The following is a 24,643-nucleotide window of genomic DNA, read 5'->3' as shown; positions in this document are numbered from 1 at the left end:
GCTGCGGTCGCGATCCTTGACCAAAAGTCTGGCGACTTTTGGCGGCTCACCGCTCCTTGACGTAGGGCACACCGCCCGCCTTGGGCGGCGTCGGCCGGCCGACGAAGCCGGCGAGCAGGATCACCGTCAGGATATAGGGCAGCGCCTGGATGAACTGCACCGAGACGACACCCACCACCGGCAGGCTCACGCCCTGGAGCCGGATCGCCAGGGCATCGAGCACGCCGAACAACAGGCAGGCGAACATCACCCGCACCGGCCGCCAATTGGCGAAGATCAGCGCCGCCAGGGCGATGAACCCCTGTCCCGCCGACATGTCGCGGTTGAAGGCAGAGGCCTGGGCGACCGACAGATAGGTGCCGGAAAAGCCGGTGAGCACGCCACAGATGATGACGGCCCGGTAGCGCAGCCAGGTGACGGAGACGCCTGCCGTGTCGACGGCGGCCGGGTTTTCGCCGACCGCACGCAGCCGCAGTCCGAAACGGGTGCGAAACAGCATCCACCAGACCAGCGGGATCGCCAGGAAGGCGACGTAGACCAGCAGGTTCTGTCCGGAGATCACATCGGCGTAGATCGGTCCGAGGACTGGCACGCCGGACAGCGCATCGGCGCCGGGCAGCTCGACATTTCCGAACCGGGCGTTGCCGGTGAGAAACGGCGTGCGCCCGCCCTGCCCGTACCAGGCCTGGCCGAGCACCACCGTAATGCCGGCGGCGATGAAGTTGAGCGCGGTTCCCGACACGATCTGGTTGCCGCGATAGGTGATCGAGGCGAGACCGTGGATCAGCGCGAAGAGAACCGAGCTCACGACGCCGGCGAGAAGTCCGAGCCAGGCGGACCCCGTATAGGCCGCCGCCACCGCGGAGAAGAAGGCGCCGATCAGCATCTTGCCTTCCAGGCTGATGTCGAAGATGCCGGAGCGCTCGGAGCAGAGCCCGGCCAGCGCCGCGAAGATCAGCGGGGTCGACAGCCTCAGCGTCGAATCGACGATGGCGAGGAGAGTGCCGCCGTCCATCACCTCGCCTCCTCGGCCTGCACGTCCTTGGACGGGCGGAAGCGCACCCATTGGAACGCTGCCCCGACGCCCGGCCGAAGCATGTTCTCCATGGCGCCGGCGAACAGGATCACCAGGCCCTGGATGATGACGATCATGTCACGCGAGATGGCGGGCATGTCGAAGGCGAGCTCGGCGCCGCCCTGATAGAGCATGCCGAACAGGAACGCCGCCGGAATGATGCCCGCCGGATGGCCGCGCCCCATCAACGCCACGGCGATGCCGACGAACCCGGCACCGGCCGGAAAGTCGACCTGCAGGCGCGCCTGGTCGCCCATCACCGGGTTCAATGCCATCAGGCCGGCGAGCCCGCCCGAGATCAGCATGGTCACCACCACGAGGCGCACCTGCGACATGCCGGCATAGCGCGCCGCCGAGGGCGAAAAGCCCAGCGTGCGGATCTCGTAGCCGAGCCGCGTGTGCCAGATCAGAACCCAGACGAAGAAGGCGGCGGCGAGCGCCAGGAACAGGGACACGTTGAGCGGCGCACCGCCGAGACGCGAGCCGAACATCTCGAACAGAAAGTCGAGCTTGGGCAGTTCGCCGCCGGCGGCGAAAGTCCGCGTCTCCGGCGCCATGGCGCCCAGCGGCTTCAGCGGGCCGACCAGCAGATAGACCATCAGCGCCGCGCCGATGAAGTTGAACATGATGGTGGTGATGACGACGTGGCTGCCGCGCTTGGCCTGCAGCCAGCCGGGAATGAAGGCCCAGGCAGCGCCGAAAACGAAGGTCGCCACGATCGCCAGCGGGAAATTGATCCACCACGGAAAGGTCGTGTCGAAATTGAGCGCGATCAGCGCCGCTCCGAGCCCGCCCACATAGGCTTGGCCTTCGCTGCCGATATTGAACAGCCCGCCATGAAAGGCGACCGCGACCGAGAGCCCCGTCAGGATGAAGTTGGTCGTGTAGTAGAGCGTGAAGCCGACGCCGCCGCCGTAGCCGAGCGCGCCGTAGATCATCAGCTTGGCCGCCTCGATCGGACTTTCGCCGACGATGAGCACCACGAGCCCGGCGACGATGAAGGCGACGACGACGTTGAGGACCGGGATCAGCCCAAAATCGATCCAGGGGGGCAATTTGGTATAAGGACGGCTCATGCGCTCGGTTCGTCCTGGTTGCCGACGAGGTCGAGATGACCGTTTTCGTCGAGAGCGAAGAAGGGGTTGTGGGCGAGTTCCCAAAGGTGCCCGTCGGGATCGCTGAAATAGCCCGAATAGCCGCCCCAAAACACCTTTTCCGGTGGCTTCGTGGCGGTCGCGCCGGCGGCGAGCGCGGCAGCGTAGAGCCGGTCGACCTCGGCCTCGCTCGGCATGTTGATGGCAAGCGTGATCGGCGCCGGCGGGCTGTCGGCCGGAAAGGCCACATGGGCGTCCTCGGCCAGATCGTCACGGCCGAACAGGCCCAGCACCAGCCCTTCGCCCTGCAGGAAGGCGACGGACTCGTTGCCCGCGCCCGTCCGCTGCCACCCCAGCGCCGCATAGAACGCCGCCGATCGCGCGATATCGGCGATCCCCAGCGTGACGAGACAGACCCGCGCGTCCTTCATTCGGCCGCCTCCCGTCCGTCGATGCCGGCCATCAGAAGGCCCAGCTCGTTTTCGCCGGCTTCCGGCGAGCGCTCGCCGACGACACGGCCGGCGAACATCACCAGGATGCGGTCCGACAGCGAGCGGATCTCATCGAGCTCCACCGAGACGAGCAGGATCGCCTTGCCGGCGTCCCGCATCTCGATGATGCGGCGGTGGATGAACTCGATCGCGCCCACGTCGACACCGCGCGTCGGCTGGCCGATCAAGAGCACTTCGGGATCCCGCTCCATCTCGCGCGCCAGCACGATTTTCTGCTGATTGCCGCCCGAGAAGTTCGAGGTCTTCAGCCGGCAGTCGGGCGGACGGATGTCGTAGGCCTCGATCGTCTCGCGGGCATGCGTTCGCACCGCCGCCCGATCGAGCAGCCCTCCCTTGGCCAGTGCCGGATCGCGATGATAGCCGAGGATGGCGTTTTCGTTTTCCTCGAACGGCAGGACCAAGCCCATGTGATGGCGATCTTCCGGCACATGGCCGAGCCCCATGGCGCGCAGCGCCGCCGGGTCCGCCTCCCGGGTCGGGTCGAGGGTGCGGTCGAGCAGCGTCACGCGACCGCTTTCGGCCGCGCGGATCCCGGAAAGCGCCTGCAACAGCTCGGACTGGCCGTTGCCGGCGACGCCCGCGATACCGACGATCTCACCGGCGCGCACCGAAAACGACACGTCATCCACCATCTTGACGCCGCGGCTGTCGCGCACAGAGAGGTTGTCGACCTTGAGCTTCACCGCACCGGGGCTGGCCGGCGCCTTGTCGACGTGCAGGAGCACGCGGCGGCCGACCATCAGCTCGGCCAGTTCGCCGACATTGGTCTCGGCCGTCTTCAGGGTGGAGACGATCTCACCGCGCCGCATCACCGACACCGCGTCGGTGATCGCCATGATCTCGCGCAGCTTGTGGGTGATCAGGATGATCGTCTTGCCCTCGGCGCGCAGCTGCTTCAGCACGCCGAACAGATGATCGGCCTCCGCCGGCGTCAGCACGCCGGTGGGTTCGTCGAGGATCAGAATGTCGGCTCCGCGATAGAGCGCCTTCAGAATTTCCACGCGCTGTTGAAGGCCGACCGGCAGGTCCTCCACCACGGCATCCGGATCGACCTCCAGGCTGTGTTCGCGCTCCAGACGCTTCAGCTCGGAGCGCACGCGCTGAATGCCGGGGCCGAGCAACGGCGACTGCTCGGCCCCGAGCATCACGTTCTCGACCACGGTGAAGTTGTCGACCAGCATGAAGTGCTGATGCACCATACCGATACCGGCCGCGATGGCCACGTTGGAATCGCTGATCTGGACGGTCTTGCCATCGACCCGGATCTCGCCCCGATCCGCCTGATAGAAGCCGTAGATGATCGACATCAAGGTGGACTTGCCGGCGCCGTTTTCGCCGACGATGCCGTGGATCGTGCCCTTCTCCACCGTCAAGTTGATATTCTTGTTGGCTCGGACCGCGCCGAAGCTCTTGTCGATGTTGATCAGCTCGATCGCCGGGTTGGCCATGGCACGCCCTGGACGTAATGAAGTCGAAAGAAGTTTAGTGGTTGTGGCCGCGATTCCTAGAGACGACAGGCTTCGCTCCACACCAACCGCAGAGGTCGACCCACATGGCAGACACCGCCCGGACCGAGGATCTGGAAATCCAGCTCGCCCACCAGGCGAAGACGATCGACGAGCTGTCCGAGCAGGTCGCGCGGCAGTGGGCGGAAATCGATCAATTGAAGAAGACGTTGACGGAAGTGGCGCGACGCCTTGTCGCACTGGAAGACACGACCGCGCCACGCCCCGGAACCGCCAAGCCGCCACATTGGTAGAGGCCGCGATGAGCGAACGGGCATCCCGCCGGCCAGGGCCGGCGGGATGCCCTGTCGATGCCCTAGTACGGGCAGGCTTCGTCGGTGAGGTAGTCGTGAACGTCCACCTTGCCGTCGATAATGTCCTGCTTGGCCTGCTCGACCGCCGCCTTCATATCCTCAGTGACGAGGTCGGCATTGTTCTCGTCCATGGCGTAGTCGACGCCGTTCTCGGCAAGACCGAGCACCTGCGTGCCGGCCGTGAAGTTGCCGTCGGCGGCGTCCTTGAAGGTCTGGTAGACAGCCACGTCGACGCGCTTGACCATCGAGGTCAGGACGCTGCCCGGAAACAGGCCGTTCTGATTGGAATCGACGCCGATGCCGAACTTGCCGGCATCCGCCGCCGCCTGCAGCACGCCGATGCCGGTGCCGCCGGCGGCGTGGAAGATCACGTCCGCGCCCTGGTCGATCTGCGACTTGGCGAGTTCGCCGCCGCGCACCGGATTGTTCCAGGCCGCGCCGGTGGTGCCGGTCATGTTCTCGAGCACGTTGATGTCGGCGCTCACCGACTTGGCGCCGCCCTTGTAGCCGCAGGAGAACTTCTTGATCAGCGGAATGTCCATGCCGCCGACGAAGCCGACCGTGCCGGTTTCGGACTTCATCGCCGCCAGGACGCCGACCAGGTAGGAGCCTTCCTGCTCCTTGAACACGATCGAGCGGACGTTCGGCGCGTCGACGACCGAGTCGATGATGGCGAACTGGATATCGGGAAATTCCTTGGCGACCTTCTCCATCGCGGCCGCCGCCGTGAAGCCGGTCGCCACGATCGGGCTGTTGCCGCGCTCGGCGAAGCGGCGGATGGCCTGCTCGCGCTGCGCCTCGTTCTGGATCTCGAACTCGCGGTAGGTTCCGCCGGTCTCCTCCTTGAACCGCTCGGCGCCGTTGTAGGCCGCCTCGTTGAACGACTTGTCGAACTTGCCGCCCAGATCGAAGATCAGCGCGGGCTCAGCCGCAGAGGCCGTACCGACGGAAAGAAGCGTTGCGGTGGCGAGACCCGCCAGGAATCGTTTCATGTCTACTCGTTCCCTGTTGACCATGGTCGCGCGGCGTCCGCTCTCGCAAAACGGGCGCGGCGCCGCTTGAGCGCGGCCGTGTCCGCCTTGCCGGACGTTGGGGCCGCTCCAAGCCAAGACTGGCACGTCCGCAACAGGAAATCACCTTGATTCTTCGGCCGCCGATACGGAAAGACCAACGGGACAGGACACCCCGGTCCCGCCAAGGCCACAATAGCCTCGCGGATTCTTCGCGAGATACTGCTGGTGATAGTCCTCGGCGAAGTAGAACTCGGGTGCCGGCGCGATCTCCGTGGTGATCGCGGCGCGATGTCCCGCCTTGTCGAGCGCTGCCTGATAGGCCGTCTTCGAGGCTTCCGCCGCCCGGCGCTGCCCCTCGTCATAGACATAGATCGCGGAGCGATACTGGGTGCCCACGTCGTTGCCCTGGCGCATGCCCTGCGTCGGATCGTGGCCTTCCCAGAAACGCTTCAGAAGCTCTTCGTAGGTGACGACTGCAGGATCGAAGACCACGAGCACCATTTCGGCATGCCCGGTACGGCCCGAACAGACCTCCTCGTAGGTCGGATTGGGCGAGGTGCCGCCGGCATAGCCGACCGCCGTCACATAGACGCCGTCGGTCTGCCAGAACAGCCGTTCGGCGCCCCAGAAGCATCCCAGGCCAAAGGCCGCCGTCTGCAGTCCCGCGGGGTAAGGCCCCTTGAGCGGCCGGCCGGAAATGAAGTGCGTTTCGGCCGTGGGGATCGCCTGGGTGCGGCCGGGCAAGGCTTCGTCCGCCGAAGGCAGCCGGCTCTTGGAGGAAAACATGTCGAGAAGGTTCATGGCGAGCATCCTTTTCGAAAATGAACAACGAGAAGTCGAGCGGGGCCGATATCGCCGCTGGTCCGACGCCGATTTCAAACGGCGTCCAGGGCAGCAGACCGACGTATTGCGGCCTCAGCGGACCAGACGGCTCTGCGGTGCGCGGCCGACCGAGCCGAGCGCCAGAAACAGAAACGCCAGGACCAGGAAGAGTATGGACACCGGCCATGGCCCGATCAGGGCCCAGGCTGCGGCAATCACCTCACCGAATCCATCGCCCCCCTGCGACGAGGCGGCAGGCGCCAGACCGAGAGACGTCAGCGCGTCGGCGGCCGGCTGCAGCACCATCGTCTCGCTCGCGAGCGACCGCGCGACATCGCCGACCGCAAAGACGACCGCGACGGCGAGCAGAACCGCCCCGACGAGGCGAGCCAGAAAGCGCAGCATTCGCAGTCTCCGACGGGACCCAGATCATTCGGCGGCGCCTCGCCCCTCCGAAAACCCGGCAGGGCTTGGCGAGGACGGCCGAACGCGAAACGTGCCCCTTATGTGGGCGGCCCGACCGGGCCGGCAATGCCGCATCCGCCCGGAGGCAGCGCAAATTATCGTGTGGCCGCGGCCCAAGAGGGTGCGAGACCCGCAAACGCTTCGTATGAGCGTCCATCGACATCTCTCAGCCCGGCACGACGGCTTCCCTCTTTCGGCTGGCGAGAGGCCATCAACCGAAAAACCCGCCGAAAGCCGACCCTTCGGTTCATTTCGGCGCTTGAACGCGCCGACGATCTGGCCTAAGTCGGCGCCGTCCGGTTCGCACGTCAAGTCGATGAGCGAATCCGTTGGACCGCACAGCCGGACGGCTGTCGCCAGCGGCAGTCCGGACCGGCAAGGAGAGATGGCCGAGCGGTCGAAGGCGCACGCCTGGAACGCGTGTATACGGGAAACCGTATCGAGGGTTCGAATCCCTCTCTCTCCGCCATACCTAAGTTGTGTCCGGCCCGGAGACATAGGTAACAGAACGTCCCTAAGACATGGGTGACAACCTCGTGCTAGACGAGGGTTGTCGATGGTCTGCAGGGTTCTCTGTTCCAGGTCGATATATCCCAGATCATAGGTCATGAAGCTGACGAGCCAAATTCCCTCGTCGACTTCCTTGATGCCGAGCCGCTGTCCCGCCATGACGGTGGAGATGTTGATCTTCTTGCGGTGCATGCAGATGCGGCCGCGGGCGGTGACCAGCAGGTCCTTGTCATGGAACGGGTATTTGACCTCCGGCAGGCCATTGTAGGGCTGTGAGGAAGGCAAATAGGCTTCGGCCGACGTCTTCATTCCGAGCGCCTCGTGCGGGCGCTCGGTGTTGAATTCGCTCTGGAAAGCATCGAAGCGCGCCTGTTGCTGCAGGATGTTCATGCCCGGTGGCCGTGTCGCCTCCTTCTTCAGCGTCAGATGCATGCGCTCATGCCGGCCGTTCTGCTGCGGATGGCCCGGCTTGATGCGCTCGATCGCGATCCCCAGCCTCAGCCACCAGACCGACAGGCGCGAGAGGTTGTAGAGCCCGTTGGGACTGGCAAACGGCAGGCCGTTATCGCTCCTGATGCCTACGGGCAAGCCGCGCTCGGCGAAGAGGCGCTGGAAGCCGGAGACCACGCCGGCCTCCTTCGTCGATTCAAGCGCTTCGCACCACAAGAGATAGCGCGCCGCCTGGTCGGAGACCGTCAGGGCGCTCGCGCCGCGCGATCGAATCCCCGTCACTGTCACTGTGGTGGCATTGATCGCGGCGGGTCACGTCGAACAGATCACCTTCCATCGGGGCCGCGCCATGGACAATGGGCTGAGCAAGGACGAAGCGTCGGCGATGCGGTCCCATCTGGCGTTCTATGCGGGCTGGCCGAACGTCGTTTCCGCCATACCGGTGGCCAAAGAGGCGTTCGAAGGTCGCGAAGGCTGACGCAGGCCGTGGCCGTAGCCTGGGAAGCGCGTCCCGCTCACTGCGGCGAACCATCGGGCTCGCAGTCTGCTGAGCCAATCGGCCGTCAGCCCTTGTGCCTAAGCGCCTCGACGATGACGGAGAACGCCGGCGAGGTCTGCCGCCGATGCGGATAGTAGAGGAAATATCCGGGAAATGGCGGGCTCCAGTCTTCCAGCACCGCGACCAGCCGGCCCGCCTCGATGTGATGCTGCACCAGGCTCTCGGGAACGTAGCCCAATCCATAGCCTTGCAGCGCGCCCTCGACCACCGGATCAATAGTGTTGAAGGTCAGTTGCCCATCGACCCGCACCCGAAGTTCCCGTCCATCCTTCTCGAACTCCCAGGCATAGAGGCCGCCATGGGTGGCGAGGCGCAGATTGATACAGAGGTGATCGGTAAGGTCCTGCGGCACCTGCGGGATGCTCCGCCCCGCGAAATAGGCGGGCGCGCCGACGGCAAGCATGCGGAAATCCGGGCCGACGCGGTATCGAGCCGACGATGATTACCCGGCTCAAACGGCTTGCACTCATGAGTCAAGCACATGAATGAGCCGAGTGTCCTGCCGGGCCCAGACAGCGGGCCTGTCTCCTGCCACCGCCGCAGCGTTCACGGGCGGAATTCTCACCACGCGATGACGGCGGCAGGATCGTGACCGGCGTTCGATCCTGACAGTTTCTGACCCGTCGACACCTTACCGTCGGCGGACGCACCCGCTCGCGGTGCCCTGTCAGAGGAAAGATAAATGGTTTCATTCTCGCCCGGCGCGTTCGACGCCTTCCTGGCCGGAGACGATTCAGCCGTCGTCATGTTGAATCTGATTCGATTCCAACCCGATGGCGGCCGGGAAAAATATTTGGACTACCTGCGAATGGCCAAGCCCATTCTGGCCCGATTTGGTGCGAAGATCCTGTTCGGCGGCGATGGCCTGCCGGTGCTCACGACAGGGGACGCCCAGGGATGGGATGCCGCGGTGCTGGTTCAGTATCCGCGCCGATCTGCATTCAAGAACATGGTGGACGATCCGGAATACCAGATCGCGTTCATGGTCGGAGCCGCAGCCATTGCCGATATCGTGCTGCAACCGCTAGAGAGTATCGACGGTCTTATGTAACGCGACGCGTTCGATCGTCCGGCGCCCCGGAACAGACTGCCCCGATGCCGTCGTTCGAGTGGCAACCGCCGCGCGCTCACCGCGTTTGCTCGGCGATCACCGACAGGAAAGCGGGACCGTAGCGGTCGAGCTTGGCTTCGCCGACGCCCGGGACTTTGGCCATCTCGGCCCGCGAGGCAGGGCGCGCCGCCGCCAGCTCGACCAGCGTCTTGTCGTGGAAGATGACGTAGGGCGGCACGTTCTGCGTCCGCGCGATTTCCAGCCTCTTTTGCCGCAGCATCTGGAACAGGTCCCGGTCCGCCTCGGGGATGGAGGCCTGCGCCGCGCTGCGCTCGACCTTGCCGCGCCGGGCCTTGCGGGCGGGCGGCACGCGCAGCATCAGCGCCGGCTTGTCGCGTAGAAAATCGCGGCCGGCCGGCGCGATCGACAAGCCGCCATGGCCGGCAAGATCGACGTCGACCAGACGCTGCGCGATCAGCTGACGAAGGATCGCCCGCCACATCCGGCTGTCGTGCTCGGTGCCGATGCCGAAGGTGGAGATCTGGTCGTGACCGAACTGGGCAATGCGATCGTTGTCCACGCCGAGCAGCACGTCGACGATATAGGCCTGCCCGAAGCGCTCGCCGGTGCGGTAGATGCAGGAGAGCGCCTTCTGCGCCGCAATCGTCCCGTCGAAAAGCTGCGGCGGCTCGGCACAGGTGTCGCAATTGCCGCACGGCTCGCAATGGTCGCCGAAATAGGAGAGCAGAGCCTGGCGGCGGCAGCCGGCCGTTTCGGCCAGACCCAGCAGCGCATCGAGCTTCTGGCGCTCGGTCCGCTTGCGCTCCACCGGCGCCTCCGACTCCTCGATGAAGCGGCTGCGCAGCGCGATGTCCTCGTGGCCGTAGAGCATCAGGGCGTCCGCCGGCAGGCCGTCGCGCCCGGCCCGCCCAGTCTCCTGATAATAGGCCTCGATGCTCGCCGGCAGATCGAGGTGGGCGACGAAGCGCACGTCGGGCTTGTCGATGCCCATGCCGAAGGCGATGGTGGCGACCATGATCACCGCCTCGCCGTGCTGGAAGCGCTGCTGGTTGGCCTCCCGCGCGGCCTTGTCCATGCCGGCGTGATAGGCAAGCGCGTCATACCCCTCCCCACGCAGCCAGGAGGCGGTTTCCTCGGTCTTGCGCTTGGACAGGCAGTAGACGATGCCGCTCTCGTCCTCGTGGCGCCTGAGAAACTCCTTCAATTGAGCGCGCGGATTATCCTTTTCCGCAATGGCGTAGCGGATGTTCGGGCGGTCGAAGCCGGCGATGAACGCGTCGGCCTCGGCAATGTCCAGATGCGCCAGGATTTCCGCACGCGTCGGCTCGTCGGCCGTCGCCGTCAGCGCCATGCGCGGCGTGTCGGGAAACTGCCGCACCAGTTCGTCGAGCTGGCGATAGGAGGGGCGGAAGTCATGGCCCCATTGCGACAGACAATGGGCCTCGTCGATGGCGATCAGCGACAGCCGCGCGCGGGCCAGCCGCTCCAGAACCCCGCCGCGCAGCAGCGTCTCGGGCGCGACGTAGAGGAGATCGAGAGCGTCGGTGCCGATATCGCGCCACAAGGCGCGCCGCTCTTCCGGCGGCAGGTCGGAATTGAGTGCGGCCGCCCTAACCCCCGCCTGCCGCAGGGCCGCCACCTGGTCAGCCATCAGCGCCAGGAGCGGCGAGACGACCAGTCCCATGCCGGGCCGGGCGATAGCGGGGATCTGGTAGCACAGCGACTTGCCGCCGCCCGTCGGCATCAGCACGAAGGCGTTGTGGCCGGCGATCACATGCTCGACGATGCGCGCTTGCGGCCCCCGAAAGGCGTCGTAGCCGTAGACGGATTTGAGGATTTCGAGGGCGTTGGCGGGCATCGAACGGTCGTAGGAAGAATCGCGAGGCCCCCTCCATAGCAGCTTTGCCCCGCCACCGATCAAGGGCGCGGTATTCTCACGCGAGTTTCCACGATGGGTCGAGCGCGCAAGAACGGCTCGACAATCGCTGCCGCGCGAGCAGCCGTCGCCATCTGGGCCGACCTCGCGACCGGCCAGCTTCGCTTGACCGACCCCGGGGCCTTTTTCTTCCGGACCGGCATTGACGATCCGGCCACCTGGTCCGACGAGCAGTTCCAGTTCGCCTTCGACGATCTCGACGCGGAGAAAAGCCCGATCAACTATGTCAGCTTCGCCAAGGGGACGGTGATCCCGGACGGCGCGTCCACCGCCGGCGCCAGCGGCCATCGCAACACCTGGCGCATCGCCTATACGATCGAGCCCGTCCGCGACTGGGTGCTCCGATGGAGCCGGTAACCGACAGGAAGCCCAGGCCTGCCTGACGGCGGGGGTGCGTCCGCGAACCAAGTCAGGGCAGACTGAGCGTCGCGGCCAGTCCGCCATCCCGTCGATTGGCCAATTTCAGATCGCCGCCATGCGCCCGCGCGATCGAGCGCGCGATGGACAATCCCAGGCCGACGCCTCCCGTGCTGCGGTTCCGGGAGGCCTCCAGACGTACGAACGGCTCGAACACGTCGTCCAACTGCGCCTCCGGAATGCCGGGTCCGTCGTCCTCCACGACGATGCGCGCCTCTCCGCCGTCGTCGGAGAGGTCGATGCAAACCGAACCGGCGTAACGGATGGCATTTTCGACGAGATTGGTGATCGCCCGTTTCAGGCTGACGGGCCGGCAGCGCCACGGCAGTCGTTCCGGCCCTCGATACGATGCGTCGCGACCGAGGGTCTGCTGATCCTCAACGATCCCCTCGATCAGCGCGGCGAGATCGACGGTACGGGTCTCCTCGCCGCTGCTTTCGTCGCGAACGAAGGCCAGCGTCGCCTCGGCCATCGCCTGCAACTCGTCGAGAATCCGGATGACATCGGTCTTCAGTTCATCGTCGTCGATGAATTCCGCCCGGATCCGAAGCGACGTGACGGGCGTTCGCAGATCATGGCTGATCGCGGCCACCATGCGGGTGCGGTCGCGCACGAAGCGCGTCAGGCGCTCCTCCATGGCGTTGAAGGCCTCCACCGTCGTGCGGATCTCGGCGGGGCCGCGTGGCGGGATCGGTTCGACGGTTTCGCCGCGGCCGACCTTTTCGGCTGCCGTTGCTAGCGCACGGATCGGCCGGGTGATCCGCCCCACGACCAGCGCAACGATCGTGAGGATCACAAGCGCGCTCACTGCGAGCGTAAAGATCCACGACCAGGACCATTCGGGGCTGGGCGCACGCAAGGAGGCCGTGGCGTTGAGCCAGCGGCCGTCCTGCAAGGGAACGGAAACCGCGATATTCGTAAGCGAGCGCCATTCGCGCCAATGGTGGCCGTCTTGCCGTTTCGGCCCGCTTCTTCGCAGAGCATCGCCATCGGGCTCGGCCTCTTCGACCCGCACGCGGAGCAGGTTGGGACCCAGCGACAGGATGGAGGCAAGCTGGCGGGCGAAGCCGGTTTCGACGGTGCCCATGGCGCCCGAGGGAAGCGCACTGTCCGGGTCGATCGAAAACCGCGTGCGTCGATTGCTCAGCGCACCGGCCAATCGGGCGGCCGTCTCGGGCGTGGTGCCGTCGATGATCTCCACCAGGGCGGCGATGCGCTCCACCACGTCGTAGCGAACGGTCGCCGCCACCGCGCGGTCGCGTTCGCCGGAAAAGACGTATGCACTGACGAGATGCGCGGCCAGCAGGCCGCAGATCAACAGCACCGCCAATTGGCCGCCAAGGCTGCGGGGAAGCAGTCGATGCATCACGCCGGCTTCACGTCGGTGGAAAACACGTAGCCGCCGCCCCAGACGGTCTTGATGATGCCCGGCGCCTTGGGATCGGCTTCCAGCTTTTTGCGCAGGCGGCTGACCTGATTGTCGATCGAGCGATCGAATGGCTGGGCGTCGCGACCGCTGGTGAGGTCGACGAGCTGGTCGCGCGTCAGCACCATCCGCGGTCGCTGCACAAAGGCCGAAAGCAGGCGGAACTCCGCCGTCGAGAGCGGGATGGAGACGCCATCCGCCCCCACGACCTCACGGCGGCCGACGTCGAAGATCCAGCGGTCGAAGGCAAGGCGTTCGTTGGCGTTTGCCTCCCTCGATCGCGGCAGCGTCGTGGCGCGCCGGAGCACCGCCTTGATGCGCGCCAGCAGCTCCCGCGGATTGAAGGGTTTGACGACGTAGTCGTCGGCGCCGACCTCCAGGCCGGCGATGCGATCGGCGTCATCGGCCATGGCCGTCAGCAGGATGATCGGCATGTTGGCGGCCTCGCGCAAATGCCGGCACAGCGACAGCCCGTCCTCCCCCGGCATCATGATGTCGAGGATGACGAGGTCGATGGCGCTGCACCGCAAGATGTCGCGTGCTTCGGTGGCACTGCTGGCCAGCGACGTTCGCAGGCCGTGCTTGTCGAGATAGCGGCCGAGCGGCTCACGAATATCTCGCTGGTCGTCAACGACGAGAATGTGCGGCATCGGGTCCATGGGACGTGTCTTTTCTGTGGCGCTGCAGGATAGCGGTCCATCGCATCCGTGCAGCACGAAATTGTATCCGTTTGTCGCGAAGCCGGGGGCTGCGACAATCGATGACGTATTCGCTTCCTGCGGGGACATTTCTGCGACCGAAGCCGCCTATCTCCTTGGCATACGAAAACGCCATGGAGAGACCCATGAGGAAGACCATCATCTGGACCAGCCTGGCTCTGACATTTGCCCTCGGGGGCGTGGCCGCGGGTCAAGGGCAGGCCCCAGCCGCCCCCACCGCCGGCCCGGCCGCACGGCCGATCGGATGGCATCACGATTATCGCGTCCGGGATCGGGACCAGCGCGGGCGGTTCGAGCGCGACGGGCGGTTCGGCCGGCACGGCGGCCGGGGCGGCCACGGCAGACACGGCCCAGGCATGGCCAATCAGCTTCAGACCTTCGACCGCAACGGTGACGGCACCATCACCCAGGCCGAAATCGATCAGGCCCGCCAAGACCAGATCGGCCAATACGACGCGGACAAGAACGGCGCGCTGTCGCTCGACGAGTACCAGACCCTTTGGTCCGCCCAGCGCCGCGAACGCATGGTGGATGCGTTCCAGGCCTACGACGCCGATGGCGACGGTCAGGTCACCCCCGACGAATTCAACGGGCGCTTTGCCGGAATGATCGCCCGTTTTGATCGCAACGGCGACGGCCAGTTGAGCCAGGACGACTTCTCCTGGCCCGGGGTCCTGCCCGCCAAACCGGCGCCGAGCCAGCCCGGCGGAAACGCCGCCCCGCAAACGACGCCGGGCACGCCACCAACTTCCGGATCGAACCTTTAGGCTCTGCGAGACAAGACATCCGCCCGCGCTTTGGTGCGGGCGGCCACGGCGTCCGGGCGCCGGAGGCCCCTAGGAGAAAAGACTTGAGCACCTTGATCAACCGTTTCGCGACACCGCTGACCACCGGCATGTTTGCCGTGTCCACCATCTCCGGTGTCGCGCTGTTTTTCGGCTGGATGCCGAGCGCATTCCATTCCATGCATGTCTGGCTCAGCATGGTTCTGCTTGTGCCCTTCGCCCTCCACGTCTGGAAGAATTGGCGTCCGCTCGTCGGCTACGCGAAGAAGAAGACCCTGTACATTCCGCTGATCCTGTCGCTGGTCGTGGCGGCGCCCTTCGCGCTGGCCAACATGTCGAACAGCCGCGGCGGCAACCCGGCGTTCCAGGCGATCCCGCTGATGACGCAGGCCCGCCTCGCCGATCTGGCGCCGGTCCTGAAGACCACGCCCGATGCGCTGGTCGCCAACCTGGAGCAGCGCGGTTACGCCGTCGCCTCGACCGACGAAACCCTGGCCTCCGTCGCCAATGCATCCGGCGCATCGGCCAATGAGTTGCTCTTCGCACTCATGCCGAAAGGCGGCGAACCGTCAGACCGCCGCGGATAGAAGCAAACCTCGCCGAGCCGCGGCCGCTCCGTTCATTCCGCCCGCTCAAGGCACACCTTCGCAGGATCGGCACCCGAGCCTTCGTGCCGGCCTGCAAGCGAGACGGCGCCGCGCACGGACGTCAATGCTGGACCAAGCTCGGCAGCCATAGGGTCAGCGCCGGCACCAGGACGAGAAGCGCGAGCCGCAGCACGTCGGCGATGAGATACGGCATGATCCCCTTGAAGATCTGCACGATCGGCAGCTTCGGCAGCAGCGCCTTCAGGATGAAGACGTTGAGGCCGACGGGCGGCGTGATCAGGCTGATCTCCACCACGCTCACCGTGACGATACCCCACCAGACCAAGTCGTAGCCGAAGCCGTGAATGATCGGGGCGACGACCGGCACCGTCAGGAAGATCATCGCGTAGCCGTCCATCAGACACCCCAGGCCCATGTAGAACACGATCAGGCAGAGGACGACCAGGCCGGGGCTGAGGTTCAGCGACTCGATGAAGCGCACGGCGTCGCCCGGCACGCCCGAGAGGTTGATGAACTGGTTGAGCACCATCGCACCCGCCGCCACGATGAAGATCATCGTCGATATGCGGGCCGCTTCGAGAAGGCTGGCGACGAAAACCGGCCATGTCAGCTTGCCGCGCAGGAGGACGAACAGAAAGGCGCCGCCCGCCCCGATGCCGCCGGCCTCCGTTGCGGTGAACCAACCGCGCACCAGCCCGACCATGATCAGGCCGAAGAGGAAGAGCACACCCCAGACCTTGCGCAACGACCGCCAGCGCTCCGACCGGCTCGACGGCTCGCCGACCGGCGCCCAATGCGGCACGGTCGCGGCGATCACGGCCATGACCCCGACATAGAAGACCACCTGCAGCACGCCGGGCAGAATGCCGGCGACGAAGAGTTCGCCGACGCTTTCCTGCGTCAGCAGAGCATAGATGATGAGTGCGCTCGACGGCGGGATGAGAATGCCCATGGTCCCGCCAGCCGCCACGGAGCCCGCGGAGAAGCCCGGATCGTAGCCGGCCTTGTCCATTTCCGGGATGGCGATCTGCGCCATCGTCGCAGCGGCGGCGGAGGACGAGGCCGACATGGCCGAGAAGCCGCCGCAGGCCGCGATCGTGGCCATGCCGAGACCGCCGTTGAACCGTCCGAGCCACCGGCGCGCGGCCTCGAACAGCTCGTTGGCCAGACCGGCCTGGACGACGAACACGCCCATCAGAATGAACAGCGGCAGGACCGAGAACTGGTAGTTCAGCGCCAGATCCATGATCTGCTGCTCGGAGATCGCCAGCGCCGCGCTCAGTCCACGCGGGTGGAGCGCGGCGATGCCCCCGACGCCGCAGAACATCATCACCAGACCCAGCGGCAAGCGCGTAAAAGCCACCAGCCCGAGCACGCTGCCAAAAACGAGAATCTCGAGCATCACTGATCCTCGTAATCGGGAATCGCATGCGGCCTCGGGATCGGCCCGACATGGGTCATCCACAGATCCCGAAAGGCAAACCAGGTGGCGACGAGGCTCAGCACCGAACCCAGAAACACCCACGGCGCCACCGGCATCTGGAAGAACACCGTCAACGTTCCGAAGCGATTCAGCCGACTGGCCTGGTCGAACAGCATCCAGGTGAAGACGCACAGAGCCAGCGCTTCGACAACGCCCGTGAAGACGCGTTCCATCGTCGCCAGCCGGCGCTTGTAGAGCTCAGCAAAAAGCCCCACCCGAATGTGGGCGTCGTCACGCACCACCAGCGGCAGCGAGGCGAAGAAAAAGACCAGCAGCGCGAACGAGACGTATTCGTCGCCGCCTTGCAGCGGGTGATTCAGTTCGCGGCCGATCGAGTCGACGAAGGCCACGGACGCCATGAACACGATGGCGACCCCGGATATGATGGCGCAGACAACGCCGAACACCCGGTCGATCGCCGCGAACAGGCGATAGAGACAAGCGATGAAGCGGATGAATGTCTCGAGCAAGGGGAACTCCGAACAGGATGCCCCTGCGCTGGTCCGCGCAGGGGAACGGAACACGCCGCCGCGATCAGTCGGCGGCGGTCTGCGTTTCGCGGTCGAGCTCCTGACGGTAGAAGTCCAGAACCTCGTCGGGGTTTTCCAGCCCCTTGGCGGCGGCCTTTTCCTTCCACGCCTCGACGCGCTGATTCAGGACGTCCTTGAACGCCTGCAGATCATCGCCGTCCGGGACGATGGCGGTGATCTTCGCGACGATGTCGTCCACCTTTGCTTCATTGGCGTCGGACGAGGCTCCGCTGCGTTCCGGCTGGCCGTCCACGGCGCGCTGGATCGCTTGCTGATCCTCCTTGCTGAGCTCGTCCCAGCGTTCCTGCGAGATGAAGACCGCGAAGGACAACGACCCGAGGCCGCCCGGGATCTCGGTATAGCTGGTGACGTTCTCCAAGACACGTGCGCCGTTGGCCGAGCCCGGGGTCATGATGATGGCGTCGACATTGCCCTTGGTCACATATTCCTGGAGATCGGTGAACTCGGTGTTGATCGGCACCGCGCCCATCTGCTCGGCCGTTTCGAAAAGGGCGCCCGGCGGCGACCAGAGCTTGACCCCTTCGAGTTCGCTCGGGTTGTGCACCTGGACGCCGCTGACGGAAAGGATCTGGCGGCCAGGCAGGACGTGCATCGACAGCACCTTCACGCCTTTCAGTTCGTCGAATTCCTTGAAATACTTGTTATAGGTTTCCCAGAGTGCGATGGAGGCGGCCCGCGCGCTCGGCGAATTGAACGGCAGATCGGCGATCCGGTTCAGCGTCACCAGTTGCGGCACGGCCCCCGACGACACCAATGCCATATCGGCGATACCGTCGCGCACCATCTCGTACTGGCGGTCGGAGGGTGCCAGCGTGCTGTCGGGTATGGTGACCGTGATGTCGCCGCCGGATTCCTTCTCGATCGCCGCTGCCAAGCCCTTGATCGTCGACTGGTACATTTCGTCGAAGGGCGGCAGATAGGCATTGAAGATCAACTCGGTTTGCGCGGATGCCACCGTGGGTGCAGCGACCGCCAGCGATGCCGCGGCGACGACCGTTCGAAGCAGGTTCATTCCTTCCTCCCTTGTTGAATTCAGCCATGGATACCGGCCGAGTCAAACATCGGTGCACCCTCGGCTACCGTCCGGACGGAAACAAGCCGCCTCTCGCCAAACTTTCACAATGCGGACTGACGAGCCGTCTGACCAGGCCTGCGCAAAGAGACATCCCGGTGCCAGGCGGCGGTTCATGGCTCCACGACGACCGGGTTCTCGATCGCGCCGAGCCCTTCGATCTCGAGCCGCATGACGTCGCCGGGCTTCAGGAAGCGCCCGGTCGGCGCGCCGATGCCCGACGGCGTGCCGGTGGCGAGAACATCACCCGGCTCCAGCGTCATCACCGTCGTCAGATACTCGATCTGGGCATAGATGTCGTAGATCATGTCGTTGGTGCGCGCATGCTGGCGCTCCTCGCCGTTGACCGTGAGAATCATGTCGAGGTCGAGCGGATCGCCGATCTCGTCGTCCGTCGTCAGCCAGGGGCCGATCGGTCCGTGCGTATCGAAGGACTTGCCCAGCGTGAAGGTCGGCGACTTGGGCAGCCAGTCGCGGGCAGAGACGTCGTTGACGATGAGATAGCCGGCGATGACCGAGCGTGCCTCGGCCGCCTTCACGTGGCGGCAGCGCGTGCCGATGACGACCCCGAGTTCGATCTCGTAGTCGACCTTTTCGGAGGCCTCGGGCTTCACCACCGGATCGAACGGGCCGGTGAGGCAGGAAACCTGCTTGTTGAACCACATCTGGCTGGTCGGGATCGGAATGCCGGCGGCGCGCGCCTCCTCGGCGTGCTTGGCGTAGTTCATACCGATGGCAAGAACCTTCTGCGGATCGGCGATCGGCAGTTCGAGCCGCACGGCGTCCAGCGGATAGGCCGGCCCGTTGGCGGCTTCCAGCGCCGGGCGCAGGGTGGGCAGATCGGCGATCAGACGACGCATCGATTGGCCGACTCCCTCCACGCCGGACAGGTCGATCATCTGGTCTCCGACGACCTTTCCGATGCGCGTGCGGCAGTCTTCCGTGAAGCGGGCGAGTTTCATTGCTTTCGAGGTCCTTGCTGAAGCGGGGGCGGGCGTCCGGTCTTCGGCACCCGGGAAGCGAAGACGGTCAGTGCCGGGGGCGGGACAGGGTCATCTGCGAAAGCATGATCTGCCAGCGCCCCTCGCCGCGGCGGAAGATCACGGTCGAAAAGCCGTCGAGCGCCACCTCCTCGCCGGTCTGGGGCGAACGCACGCGGTGGATCGCCGGACCGGTGACGACGGCGAAATCGCCTTCGATGCGGATGTCGACGGGACCGCGCTCGATGGCGATGAATCCTCCCATCCGCTCGACATGCGCCAGGAATTCCACCTTCGTGTGGACCATCGCCGTCGAATGCACGTGGATCAGGTTGTCGGCGAGAAGCCGGTCGAGGGCGGGAATGTCCGCCGCGATCAGCGCGCGCTGCCGTTCCGCTTCCGCCGCTTCGACCTCGCTCCTGAGATCGCTTGCCTCAGCCATGGAGCCTCCCGTTCACACGCGTTCGATCGACGCGCTTTGCTCTTCTTTCGTGCCGTCTTTCGTGCCGTCAGATCAGCCCGTCATAGGAGCCGCCGTCCAGTTGCAGGTTCTGGCCCGAGATGAACGAGGCCTGGGCGCTGCACAGGTAGGCGCAGGCGTCGCCGAACTCTTCCGGGCGTCCCATGCGCTTGGCGGCGATACTCTCGGCGGTGATGCGCCGGGCTTCCTCGCGGCTGATGCCCATCTCATCCATCTTCCGCTTGACCATGAATTCCTGGCGCGGCGTGTCGATGCGTTCGGGCAGAAGGTTGTTGATGGTGACGTTGTCGGCCACGACCTCGCGACTGATCGCCTTGGAGATGGCCGTAAGGGCGGCGCGCGCAGAGGTCGACAGGCCCATCATGTAATGCGGCGACTTCACCATGGCCGAGGTGATATTGACGATGCGCCCGAAGCCGCGCTGGCGCATGCCGGGGATATAGGCGCGCATCAGTTGCACGGCGGGCAGCATGTTGGCGTTGATCGCGCCGATCAGCGCCGCCTCGTCCCAGTCGTCGAGGGCGCCCGGGGGTGGGCCGGCGTTGTTGGTGACGAGAATGTCGATATCGGGCTTCGCCTCGAGGATCGCCGCGCGGCCTTCGCGGCTCGTCAAATCGGCCGCCACGCAATCGACCGCCGCGCCGGGAACGTCCTTTCGCAAGCTCTCCGCGATCGCCGCGAGCTTCTCCGCGTCGCGGCCGTTGAGCGTGACCGAAACTCCTTCCCGCGCCAGGGAGCGAGCACAAGCCAGGCCCAGCCCTTGCGAGGACGCGCAGACGAAGGCGCTGCGGTCGGCAATCCCGAGTTCCATCCATGTCTCCCGTCTCTACGGCGAAGGCCGAGCGCGGGCGCCCGGCCGCGCGGCTCGATCTCAATCGGCGAAAACGTCTTCGAAAAAGCCGCGCGTGGCCTGCCATGAGCGGCGGTCGGCCCGTTCGTTGTAGGCGGTGAACGGCGGCGCATTCGGCCGATCCGGCTCGGTAAAGGCGTGCTTGGTGTGGCTGTAGAGGTCGACTTCCCAGTCGATGCCGGCCTCGGTCATCACCGGTTGCAGCCGGGCGAGGTCGCCGGGCTTCGCCATGGGATCGTCGGCCCCGCTCAGGATCAGCGCCTTCCCGCCGGCCTTGGCGGCCGACCAGTCGTCGGCCACCATGTCGAGGCCGCCGTGGAAGCTGACGGCTCCGGCAAGCCTGTGGCCGGTGCGGATGAACTCCAGAACCGAGGTGCCGCCGAAGCAATAGCCGACGGCACCGATCCGACCGGCATCGACCTCCGGCTGGGCCGCCAGAGCGGCGTGGGCGGCGTTCAGCCGTCCCATCCACATCGCCCGGTCGTCGACGAAGCGGCAGAGCGTCGGCCCGATCTCGGAGGGATCGGTCAGCAGGCGGCGATCGCCCCACAGATCGACCGCCAGAACGGCATAGCCGAGCGCCGCGATCCGCTCGGCGCAGGACAGCGTATGCGTCCCGAGCCCATGCGCCCCATGCACGACGAAAACGCCCGGTCGCTTGTCCGGCGCGCCGCCTGCCGATGAACAGAACACCCCGAGCATACGGATGCCCTCATGGGTGTATTCGACATCACGGCGTTCGACTTGCGGCATCGTTCCTCTCCGCTTCCGGCCTGGCTGATCGGCCTGATGCGATGAGCAAGACCATTCCGGCGGGGCCGGGTTGGCGCAAGCAAGGAGAGGCGTTTTGTTCACATGGCGAAAAGTGGCGGATCCCGGCGACCTCGGTATGGGCCGGTTCAGGCCGCCTTCGCCCTTTCGGTCAGGCTCTGTGAAATCTCGCGAGCGGCCGACCGCAACAGCGGAAGCAGCCGCGACAGGCGCTCCTCCGGCAGGCGATTGTGCGAGGCGATCACGCTGATCGCTGCCACCGGCGCGCCGACCATGTCGAGCACGGGAACGGAAACGACGCGCTTGTGGGGCGCGGTGACGCTTGCCGCATAGAGATATCCGCTGCTGCGGGCCTGCCGGGCTCCATCCAGGATCATCTCGGCAGTGCAGCCGTAACTCTCGTAGCGCTGCCGGTTGTCGCCGAGCACGGCATCCCTTTTGCGCTCGGGCAGAAAGGCCATCATGGTCCGGCCCGCCACGCTGATCCCCATGGGCCGGCGAGCCCCAACGGGCAGCGTGGTCGTCTGCACCGGATAGGACCCGAAGCGCCGATCCGCGTAGATGGAATCGTTGCGGCTCTGCACCGCCAGAAAGACGGAATCGCCCACGACCTCCGACAGCCGTTCGAGGGCCGGTGCGGCAACCGCATTGATCGGAAACCGGTTGGCCGCCGCAAGGCCGAGCCAGGCCACCTCGGCGCCGACCGTATAGCGGCGCGAGCCGCGAACGCGTTCGACCACGCCCTCTTCCTCCAACGCTTTCAGGATGCGGTGGGCGGTGGGATGCGAGAGTTCGAGCGAGGCGGCGATGTCGACGAGCTTGACACCGTCCGGCGAGCTGCCGGCGAGCAATCGCATCACGCCCAGCGAACGGTGGATGCACTGCGCGCCGGTTTCCTGGTGGCTGCGCGAGCGGCAACCGATCGCCGACTGTTCGATCGAAACTGTACCGGTCATTGCTTTTCCTCCACAAGTTTCCGTATCGCCGAGCCCGGTCCGAGCATCTCCTGCGGCGCCGAGGCCGGCCCCAGCACGCCCGAATTCAGCAGGATCTCGGTCGTCAGTTGCATGTGATCGCTCAGCGCGCGGGCGGCGCGCTCGACCTCGTGCGCGAGGGCGAAATCGAGAATGGCGCGGTGCTCGGCATCGATATCGCGTTCGACCCGGGCCTGCGGCAGGATCATCCGGCGGTAGCGCTCGGCCTGCGTGTAGAGCTGCTCGCGCAGGCGCAGCCACCAGACGCTGTCGCACGCCGCGACGAGATTGTCGTGAAAGCCCGCATGAAGACGCGCCCACTCGGGATCCGGTTTGCCGTCGTAGGCCGGGCGCGTGCGCGACAGCTGATGCCAGGCCCCCAGCAGTTGGGCCTCCCACTCGAGCGTGCCCAGCTCGATCGATCGTCTGAGGCACCGGATCTCGATCTCGACGCGCACTGCGGTGATATCGATGAGATCCCGAGCCGATATCGGAGCCACCACGAATCCGCGCTGCGGCTGGGCAATCACCAGCCAATCCGACGTCAGTCGCGACAACGCTTCACGCACCGCCCCGGCGCTGACCTTGAACCGCTCGGCCAGTTGATCGATGCCGAGCTTGCTTCCGGGCGCATGAACGCTGTCGAGAAGCTCCTGCTTCAGCGCGCCGTAGACTTCGGCTGTTCTGCTGGCTGCCGCCATGCGACCTCTCCTCCAATGCCTCCCATTATAAAACAGATAAAGCATCGGAAAAGATATTTACTAGAAAAAATATATTTTCTATGGTGCCTGCGAATTTTGCGCTCGGCCGACAAAGCCACCCTGCGGCTTTCGCCGATGCGGGCCGCTTCCACCATTCGGCGGAGCGTTGAGGAGGAGGAACCCCATGAGCAATGACGATTTTCGCGATTTCATCTTCCCGCCCGAAACACCGCGGATCGCATTGGCGCGGCAAGCCGACCGGTATGCCTATTCCAAGGAGCTGCGTGAGACGTCGCATGCCAAGGCGCTCGTCGCCGAATGGCAGCGTCGGCTGGCCGAGCCGTTCCGTGGCATCACGCCGGACGGCAAGTTCCAGGAAGGGCTGTTTGAGCTTGGCGACGAAGGTTTCGATGTCGAGCCCGCGGTGCGCGCCGCGCAGGCGATGCTGGAGACCCTGGACGACGCCCAGCGCGCCAGGATGAGCTACGCGATCGATGCCGAGGAATGGCGCGCCTGGTACAATCCCGAGATCGTCTTCAACGACAACGGAATACGGCTGGAGGACACGTCCGAGCCCACGCGCGATGCCTTCCTGGCATTGCTGCGCAGCTGTGCCAGCTCAAGAGGCTACGAAAAGGTTCTCCGGCTTCTGTCGGCCAACCTCTATCTCGGCGAGATCTACGACTGCCGCCACATCATGAACCAGTGGAGCTACCACGTCCTGATGTTCGGCGAGCCCTCCGCGACCGAACCGTGGGGCTGGAGCCTGTACGGCCACCACGCGGCGTTCAACTGCTTCGTCCTCGGGCGCCAGATGGTGATCTCGCCGACCTTCATGGGGGTCGAGCCCAACGTCATCGATCGCGGCGACGGCAATGCATTCACTCTCTTCACCGAGGAAGAACGGCTTGGGCTTGAGCTGATGCAGTCCCTGCCCGAGGAGATGCGGGAGCGCGCCACCGTCTACAAGCGGATGGAGGATCCGGCGATGCCGCCGGAGCGTTTCAATTTCGCCGACCAGCGCCACTTCGGCGGCGCCTTCCAGGACAATCGGATTGTACCGCTCGAAGGCGTTCGTGCGTCCGAATTCAGCGCCGAGCAGCGCGACAAACTGCTCGAATGCATCGAGACCTTCCTGGAGCATTGGCCCGACGCGCCGCGCGCGGCGCGAATGGAGCAGATCGAGAGCCATCTCGACGAGACGTGGTGGAGTTGGATCGGCGGCTGCAGCGACGACGATCCGTTCTATTTTCGGATCCAGAGCCCGGTGATCATGATCGAATTCGACCATCACAGCGGCATGTGGCTATCGAACAAGGAACCGGCGAAGTTCCATATCCACACGATCACCCGCATTCCGAACGGTAACGACTACGGCAAAGCGCTGCTGCGGCTGCATGAGAAGCGGGGGCGGTGAAGCGGGGCAGGCAAGGTTTCCCGATGCATCGAGGACAATATCGATGTGAAGCCTCCCGCTTTATCGATGTGAAGCCTCCCG

Annotated in this window: 25 protein-coding genes, 1 tRNA gene and 3 pseudogenes; 8 read left to right on the top strand and 21 right to left on the bottom strand. The window is 65.5% G+C overall.

Going from position 1 to position 24,643, the window contains the following annotated elements; genetic code table 11:
- Positions 1-46 precede the first annotated feature (46 nt).
- The 4 genes from SMD10_RS03585 to SMD10_RS03570 are packed head-to-tail and all read right to left on the bottom strand — an operon-like array spanning position 47 to position 4,129.
- Complete coding sequence (locus SMD10_RS03585; RefSeq protein WP_331684279.1) at positions 47-1,015, bottom strand: ABC transporter permease; 969 nt, start codon at positions 1,013-1,015, stop codon at positions 47-49.
- Positions 1,015-2,151 (bottom strand): ABC transporter permease, encoded by a 1,137-nt coding sequence (locus SMD10_RS03580; protein WP_331684278.1) that lies wholly within the window; start codon positions 2,149-2,151, stop codon positions 1,015-1,017. The genes SMD10_RS03585 and SMD10_RS03580 overlap by 1 nt, the downstream gene beginning before the upstream one ends.
- Positions 2,148-2,600: a VOC family protein gene (locus SMD10_RS03575; protein ID WP_331684277.1), complete on the bottom strand. Its 453-nt coding sequence runs from the start codon at positions 2,598-2,600 to the stop codon at positions 2,148-2,150. The genes SMD10_RS03580 and SMD10_RS03575 overlap by 4 nt, the downstream gene beginning before the upstream one ends.
- Positions 2,597-4,129 carry an ABC transporter ATP-binding protein gene (locus tag SMD10_RS03570; RefSeq protein WP_331684276.1) on the bottom strand — a complete coding sequence of 511 codons (1,533 nt, stop codon included), beginning with the start codon at positions 4,127-4,129 and terminating at the stop codon, positions 2,597-2,599. The genes SMD10_RS03575 and SMD10_RS03570 overlap by 4 nt, the downstream gene beginning before the upstream one ends.
- 104 nt (positions 4,130-4,233) lie before the next feature.
- Here SMD10_RS03570 and SMD10_RS03565 point away from each other — a divergent pair, with 104 nt between their 5' ends.
- The gene (locus SMD10_RS03565; protein WP_331684275.1) at positions 4,234-4,440 is read left to right on the top strand and encodes a SlyX family protein; all 207 of its coding nucleotides are present in this window, start codon (positions 4,234-4,236) and stop codon (positions 4,438-4,440) included.
- Between the two features lie 62 nt (positions 4,441-4,502).
- Here the strand turns inward: SMD10_RS03565 and SMD10_RS03560 are convergent, their stop codons facing one another.
- From SMD10_RS03560 to SMD10_RS03550, 3 genes are all read right to left on the bottom strand, one after another.
- Complete coding sequence (locus SMD10_RS03560) at positions 4,503-5,492, bottom strand: BMP family lipoprotein (protein WP_331684274.1); 990 nt, start codon at positions 5,490-5,492, stop codon at positions 4,503-4,505.
- Between the two features lie 141 nt (positions 5,493-5,633).
- Positions 5,634-6,299, bottom strand: coding sequence for a peptide-methionine (S)-S-oxide reductase MsrA (gene msrA, locus SMD10_RS03555; protein ID WP_331684449.1), 666 nt, complete (start codon positions 6,297-6,299; stop codon positions 5,634-5,636).
- A 129-nt stretch (positions 6,300-6,428) separates the two neighbouring features.
- On the bottom strand, positions 6,429-6,740 hold the full coding sequence (locus SMD10_RS03550; RefSeq protein ID WP_331684273.1) for a hypothetical protein: 312 nt from the start codon (positions 6,738-6,740) through the stop codon (positions 6,429-6,431).
- Between the two features lie 439 nt (positions 6,741-7,179).
- Between SMD10_RS03550 and SMD10_RS03545 the strand changes: the two genes are divergently transcribed.
- Positions 7,180-7,269 (top strand) — tRNA-Ser (locus tag SMD10_RS03545).
- Between the two features lie 45 nt (positions 7,270-7,314).
- Here the strand turns inward: SMD10_RS03545 and SMD10_RS03540 are convergent.
- Positions 7,315-8,009 (bottom strand): annotated as a pseudogene (locus SMD10_RS03540) (integrase core domain-containing protein); the annotation flags it as partial.
- A gap of 4 nt (positions 8,010-8,013) precedes the next feature.
- Here SMD10_RS03540 and SMD10_RS03535 point away from each other — a divergent pair.
- Positions 8,014-8,238 (top strand): annotated as a pseudogene (locus SMD10_RS03535) (carboxymuconolactone decarboxylase family protein); the annotation flags it as partial.
- Positions 8,239-8,323: 85 nt separating this feature from the next.
- Here the strand turns inward: SMD10_RS03535 and SMD10_RS03530 are convergent.
- Positions 8,324-8,743 (bottom strand): annotated as a pseudogene (locus SMD10_RS03530) (LysR substrate-binding domain-containing protein); the annotation flags it as partial.
- Between the two features lie 258 nt (positions 8,744-9,001).
- Here SMD10_RS03530 and SMD10_RS03525 point away from each other — a divergent pair.
- Complete coding sequence (locus tag SMD10_RS03525; protein ID WP_331684272.1) at positions 9,002-9,370, top strand: DUF1330 domain-containing protein; 369 nt, start codon at positions 9,002-9,004, stop codon at positions 9,368-9,370.
- A 76-nt stretch (positions 9,371-9,446) separates the two neighbouring features.
- Here SMD10_RS03525 and recQ read toward each other — a convergent pair whose 3' ends face one another.
- Entirely contained in the window at positions 9,447-11,249 is a 1,803-nt protein-coding gene (recQ, locus tag SMD10_RS03520; protein ID WP_331684271.1) for a DNA helicase RecQ, read from the bottom strand.
- Positions 11,250-11,342: 93 nt separating this feature from the next.
- Here recQ and SMD10_RS03515 point away from each other — a divergent pair, with 93 nt between their 5' ends.
- A complete protein-coding gene (locus SMD10_RS03515; RefSeq protein ID WP_331684270.1) occupies positions 11,343-11,684 on the top strand; it encodes a hypothetical protein in 342 nt (113 codons plus the stop codon).
- Positions 11,685-11,736: 52 nt separating this feature from the next.
- Here SMD10_RS03515 and SMD10_RS03510 read toward each other — a convergent pair whose 3' ends face one another.
- Both SMD10_RS03510 and SMD10_RS03505 read right to left on the bottom strand, forming a co-directional pair.
- A complete protein-coding gene (locus tag SMD10_RS03510; protein ID WP_331684269.1) occupies positions 11,737-13,110 on the bottom strand; it encodes an ATP-binding protein in 1,374 nt (457 codons plus the stop codon).
- Positions 13,110-13,829 carry a response regulator gene (locus SMD10_RS03505; RefSeq protein ID WP_331684268.1) on the bottom strand — a complete coding sequence of 240 codons (720 nt, stop codon included), beginning with the start codon at positions 13,827-13,829 and terminating at the stop codon, positions 13,110-13,112. The genes SMD10_RS03510 and SMD10_RS03505 overlap by 1 nt, the downstream gene beginning before the upstream one ends.
- Positions 13,830-14,014: 185 nt before the next feature.
- Between SMD10_RS03505 and SMD10_RS03500 the strand changes: the two genes are divergently transcribed.
- On the top strand, positions 14,015-14,656 hold the full coding sequence (locus tag SMD10_RS03500) for an EF-hand domain-containing protein (protein WP_331684267.1): 642 nt from the start codon (positions 14,015-14,017) through the stop codon (positions 14,654-14,656).
- An 83-nt stretch (positions 14,657-14,739) separates the two neighbouring features.
- Positions 14,740-15,261: a DUF4405 domain-containing protein gene (locus SMD10_RS03495; RefSeq protein WP_331684266.1), complete on the top strand. Its 522-nt coding sequence runs from the start codon at positions 14,740-14,742 to the stop codon at positions 15,259-15,261.
- Positions 15,262-15,382: 121 nt separating this feature from the next.
- Here the strand turns inward: SMD10_RS03495 and SMD10_RS03490 are convergent, their stop codons facing one another.
- The 9 genes from SMD10_RS03490 to SMD10_RS03450 form a co-directional block, all read right to left on the bottom strand.
- Entirely contained in the window at positions 15,383-16,684 is a 1,302-nt protein-coding gene (locus tag SMD10_RS03490) for a TRAP transporter large permease (protein WP_331684265.1), read from the bottom strand.
- Positions 16,684-17,235, bottom strand: coding sequence for a TRAP transporter small permease (locus tag SMD10_RS03485; protein WP_331684264.1), 552 nt, complete (start codon positions 17,233-17,235; stop codon positions 16,684-16,686). Before SMD10_RS03485 ends, SMD10_RS03490 begins: the two co-directional genes overlap by 1 nt.
- A gap of 64 nt (positions 17,236-17,299) precedes the next feature.
- A complete protein-coding gene (dctP, locus tag SMD10_RS03480) occupies positions 17,300-18,328 on the bottom strand; it encodes a TRAP transporter substrate-binding protein DctP (protein WP_331684263.1) in 1,029 nt (342 codons plus the stop codon).
- Positions 18,329-18,501: 173 nt separating this feature from the next.
- On the bottom strand, positions 18,502-19,350 hold the full coding sequence (locus SMD10_RS03475; protein WP_331684262.1) for a fumarylacetoacetate hydrolase family protein: 849 nt from the start codon (positions 19,348-19,350) through the stop codon (positions 18,502-18,504).
- Positions 19,351-19,417: 67 nt separating this feature from the next.
- Complete coding sequence (locus SMD10_RS03470; protein ID WP_331684261.1) at positions 19,418-19,810, bottom strand: nuclear transport factor 2 family protein; 393 nt, start codon at positions 19,808-19,810, stop codon at positions 19,418-19,420.
- Between the two features lie 67 nt (positions 19,811-19,877).
- Positions 19,878-20,660 carry an SDR family oxidoreductase gene (locus tag SMD10_RS03465; RefSeq protein ID WP_331684260.1) on the bottom strand — a complete coding sequence of 261 codons (783 nt, stop codon included), beginning with the start codon at positions 20,658-20,660 and terminating at the stop codon, positions 19,878-19,880.
- 60 nt (positions 20,661-20,720) lie between these two features.
- Positions 20,721-21,452 (bottom strand): dienelactone hydrolase family protein, encoded by a 732-nt coding sequence (locus SMD10_RS03460; RefSeq protein ID WP_331684258.1) that lies wholly within the window; start codon positions 21,450-21,452, stop codon positions 20,721-20,723.
- A 146-nt stretch (positions 21,453-21,598) separates the two neighbouring features.
- On the bottom strand, positions 21,599-22,426 hold the full coding sequence (locus tag SMD10_RS03455; RefSeq protein ID WP_331684257.1) for an IclR family transcriptional regulator: 828 nt from the start codon (positions 22,424-22,426) through the stop codon (positions 21,599-21,601).
- On the bottom strand, positions 22,423-23,145 hold the full coding sequence (locus tag SMD10_RS03450) for a GntR family transcriptional regulator (RefSeq protein WP_331684256.1): 723 nt from the start codon (positions 23,143-23,145) through the stop codon (positions 22,423-22,425). The genes SMD10_RS03455 and SMD10_RS03450 overlap by 4 nt, the downstream gene beginning before the upstream one ends.
- Before the next feature lie 184 nt (positions 23,146-23,329).
- On the opposite strand from SMD10_RS03450, the gene SMD10_RS03445 reads away from it, so the two are divergent.
- Positions 23,330-24,562: a DUF3500 domain-containing protein gene (locus SMD10_RS03445; protein ID WP_331684255.1), complete on the top strand. Its 1,233-nt coding sequence runs from the start codon at positions 23,330-23,332 to the stop codon at positions 24,560-24,562.
- Positions 24,563-24,643: the final 81 nt, after the last annotated feature.

It is taken from the genome of Consotaella aegiceratis (assembly GCF_036541425.1).
GTDB lineage: Bacteria > Pseudomonadota > Alphaproteobacteria > Rhizobiales > Rhizobiaceae > Consotaella > Consotaella aegiceratis.
Note: the sequence above shows the minus strand (reverse complement) of the source record. Positions and strands in the feature narration are given on the sequence as shown.

Coding starts and splice junctions, on each gene's coding strand:
- SMD10_RS03505 (WP_331684268.1), bottom strand. CDS start 13,829: ATGGACCCGATGCCGCACATTCTCGTCGTTGACGACCAGCGAGATATT.
- SMD10_RS03450 (WP_331684256.1), bottom strand. CDS start 23,145: ATGGCGGCAGCCAGCAGAACAGCCGAAGTCTACGGCGCGCTGAAGCAG.
- dctP (WP_331684263.1), bottom strand. CDS start 18,328: ATGAACCTGCTTCGAACGGTCGTCGCCGCGGCATCGCTGGCGGTCGCT.
- SMD10_RS03525 (WP_331684272.1), top strand. CDS start 9,002: ATGGTTTCATTCTCGCCCGGCGCGTTCGACGCCTTCCTGGCCGGAGAC.
- SMD10_RS03560 (WP_331684274.1), bottom strand. CDS start 5,492: ATGAAACGATTCCTGGCGGGTCTCGCCACCGCAACGCTTCTTTCCGTC.
- SMD10_RS03445 (WP_331684255.1), top strand. CDS start 23,330: ATGAGCAATGACGATTTTCGCGATTTCATCTTCCCGCCCGAAACACCG.
- SMD10_RS03515 (WP_331684270.1), top strand. CDS start 11,343: ATGGGTCGAGCGCGCAAGAACGGCTCGACAATCGCTGCCGCGCGAGCA.
- SMD10_RS03585 (WP_331684279.1), bottom strand. CDS start 1,015: ATGGACGGCGGCACTCTCCTCGCCATCGTCGATTCGACGCTGAGGCTG.
- msrA (WP_331684449.1), bottom strand. CDS start 6,299: ATGTTTTCCTCCAAGAGCCGGCTGCCTTCGGCGGACGAAGCCTTGCCC.
- SMD10_RS03550 (WP_331684273.1), bottom strand. CDS start 6,740: ATGCTGCGCTTTCTGGCTCGCCTCGTCGGGGCGGTTCTGCTCGCCGTC.
- SMD10_RS03500 (WP_331684267.1), top strand. CDS start 14,015: ATGAGGAAGACCATCATCTGGACCAGCCTGGCTCTGACATTTGCCCTC.
- SMD10_RS03580 (WP_331684278.1), bottom strand. CDS start 2,151: ATGAGCCGTCCTTATACCAAATTGCCCCCCTGGATCGATTTTGGGCTG.
- SMD10_RS03460 (WP_331684258.1), bottom strand. CDS start 21,452: ATGCCGCAAGTCGAACGCCGTGATGTCGAATACACCCATGAGGGCATC.
- recQ (WP_331684271.1), bottom strand. CDS start 11,249: ATGCCCGCCAACGCCCTCGAAATCCTCAAATCCGTCTACGGCTACGAC.
- SMD10_RS03465 (WP_331684260.1), bottom strand. CDS start 20,660: ATGGAACTCGGGATTGCCGACCGCAGCGCCTTCGTCTGCGCGTCCTCG.
- SMD10_RS03475 (WP_331684262.1), bottom strand. CDS start 19,350: ATGAAACTCGCCCGCTTCACGGAAGACTGCCGCACGCGCATCGGAAAG.
- SMD10_RS03490 (WP_331684265.1), bottom strand. CDS start 16,684: ATGCTCGAGATTCTCGTTTTTGGCAGCGTGCTCGGGCTGGTGGCTTTT.
- SMD10_RS03575 (WP_331684277.1), bottom strand. CDS start 2,600: ATGAAGGACGCGCGGGTCTGTCTCGTCACGCTGGGGATCGCCGATATC.
- SMD10_RS03510 (WP_331684269.1), bottom strand. CDS start 13,110: ATGCATCGACTGCTTCCCCGCAGCCTTGGCGGCCAATTGGCGGTGCTG.
- SMD10_RS03565 (WP_331684275.1), top strand. CDS start 4,234: ATGGCAGACACCGCCCGGACCGAGGATCTGGAAATCCAGCTCGCCCAC.
- SMD10_RS03570 (WP_331684276.1), bottom strand. CDS start 4,129: ATGGCCAACCCGGCGATCGAGCTGATCAACATCGACAAGAGCTTCGGC.
- SMD10_RS03470 (WP_331684261.1), bottom strand. CDS start 19,810: ATGGCTGAGGCAAGCGATCTCAGGAGCGAGGTCGAAGCGGCGGAAGCG.
- SMD10_RS03455 (WP_331684257.1), bottom strand. CDS start 22,426: ATGACCGGTACAGTTTCGATCGAACAGTCGGCGATCGGTTGCCGCTCG.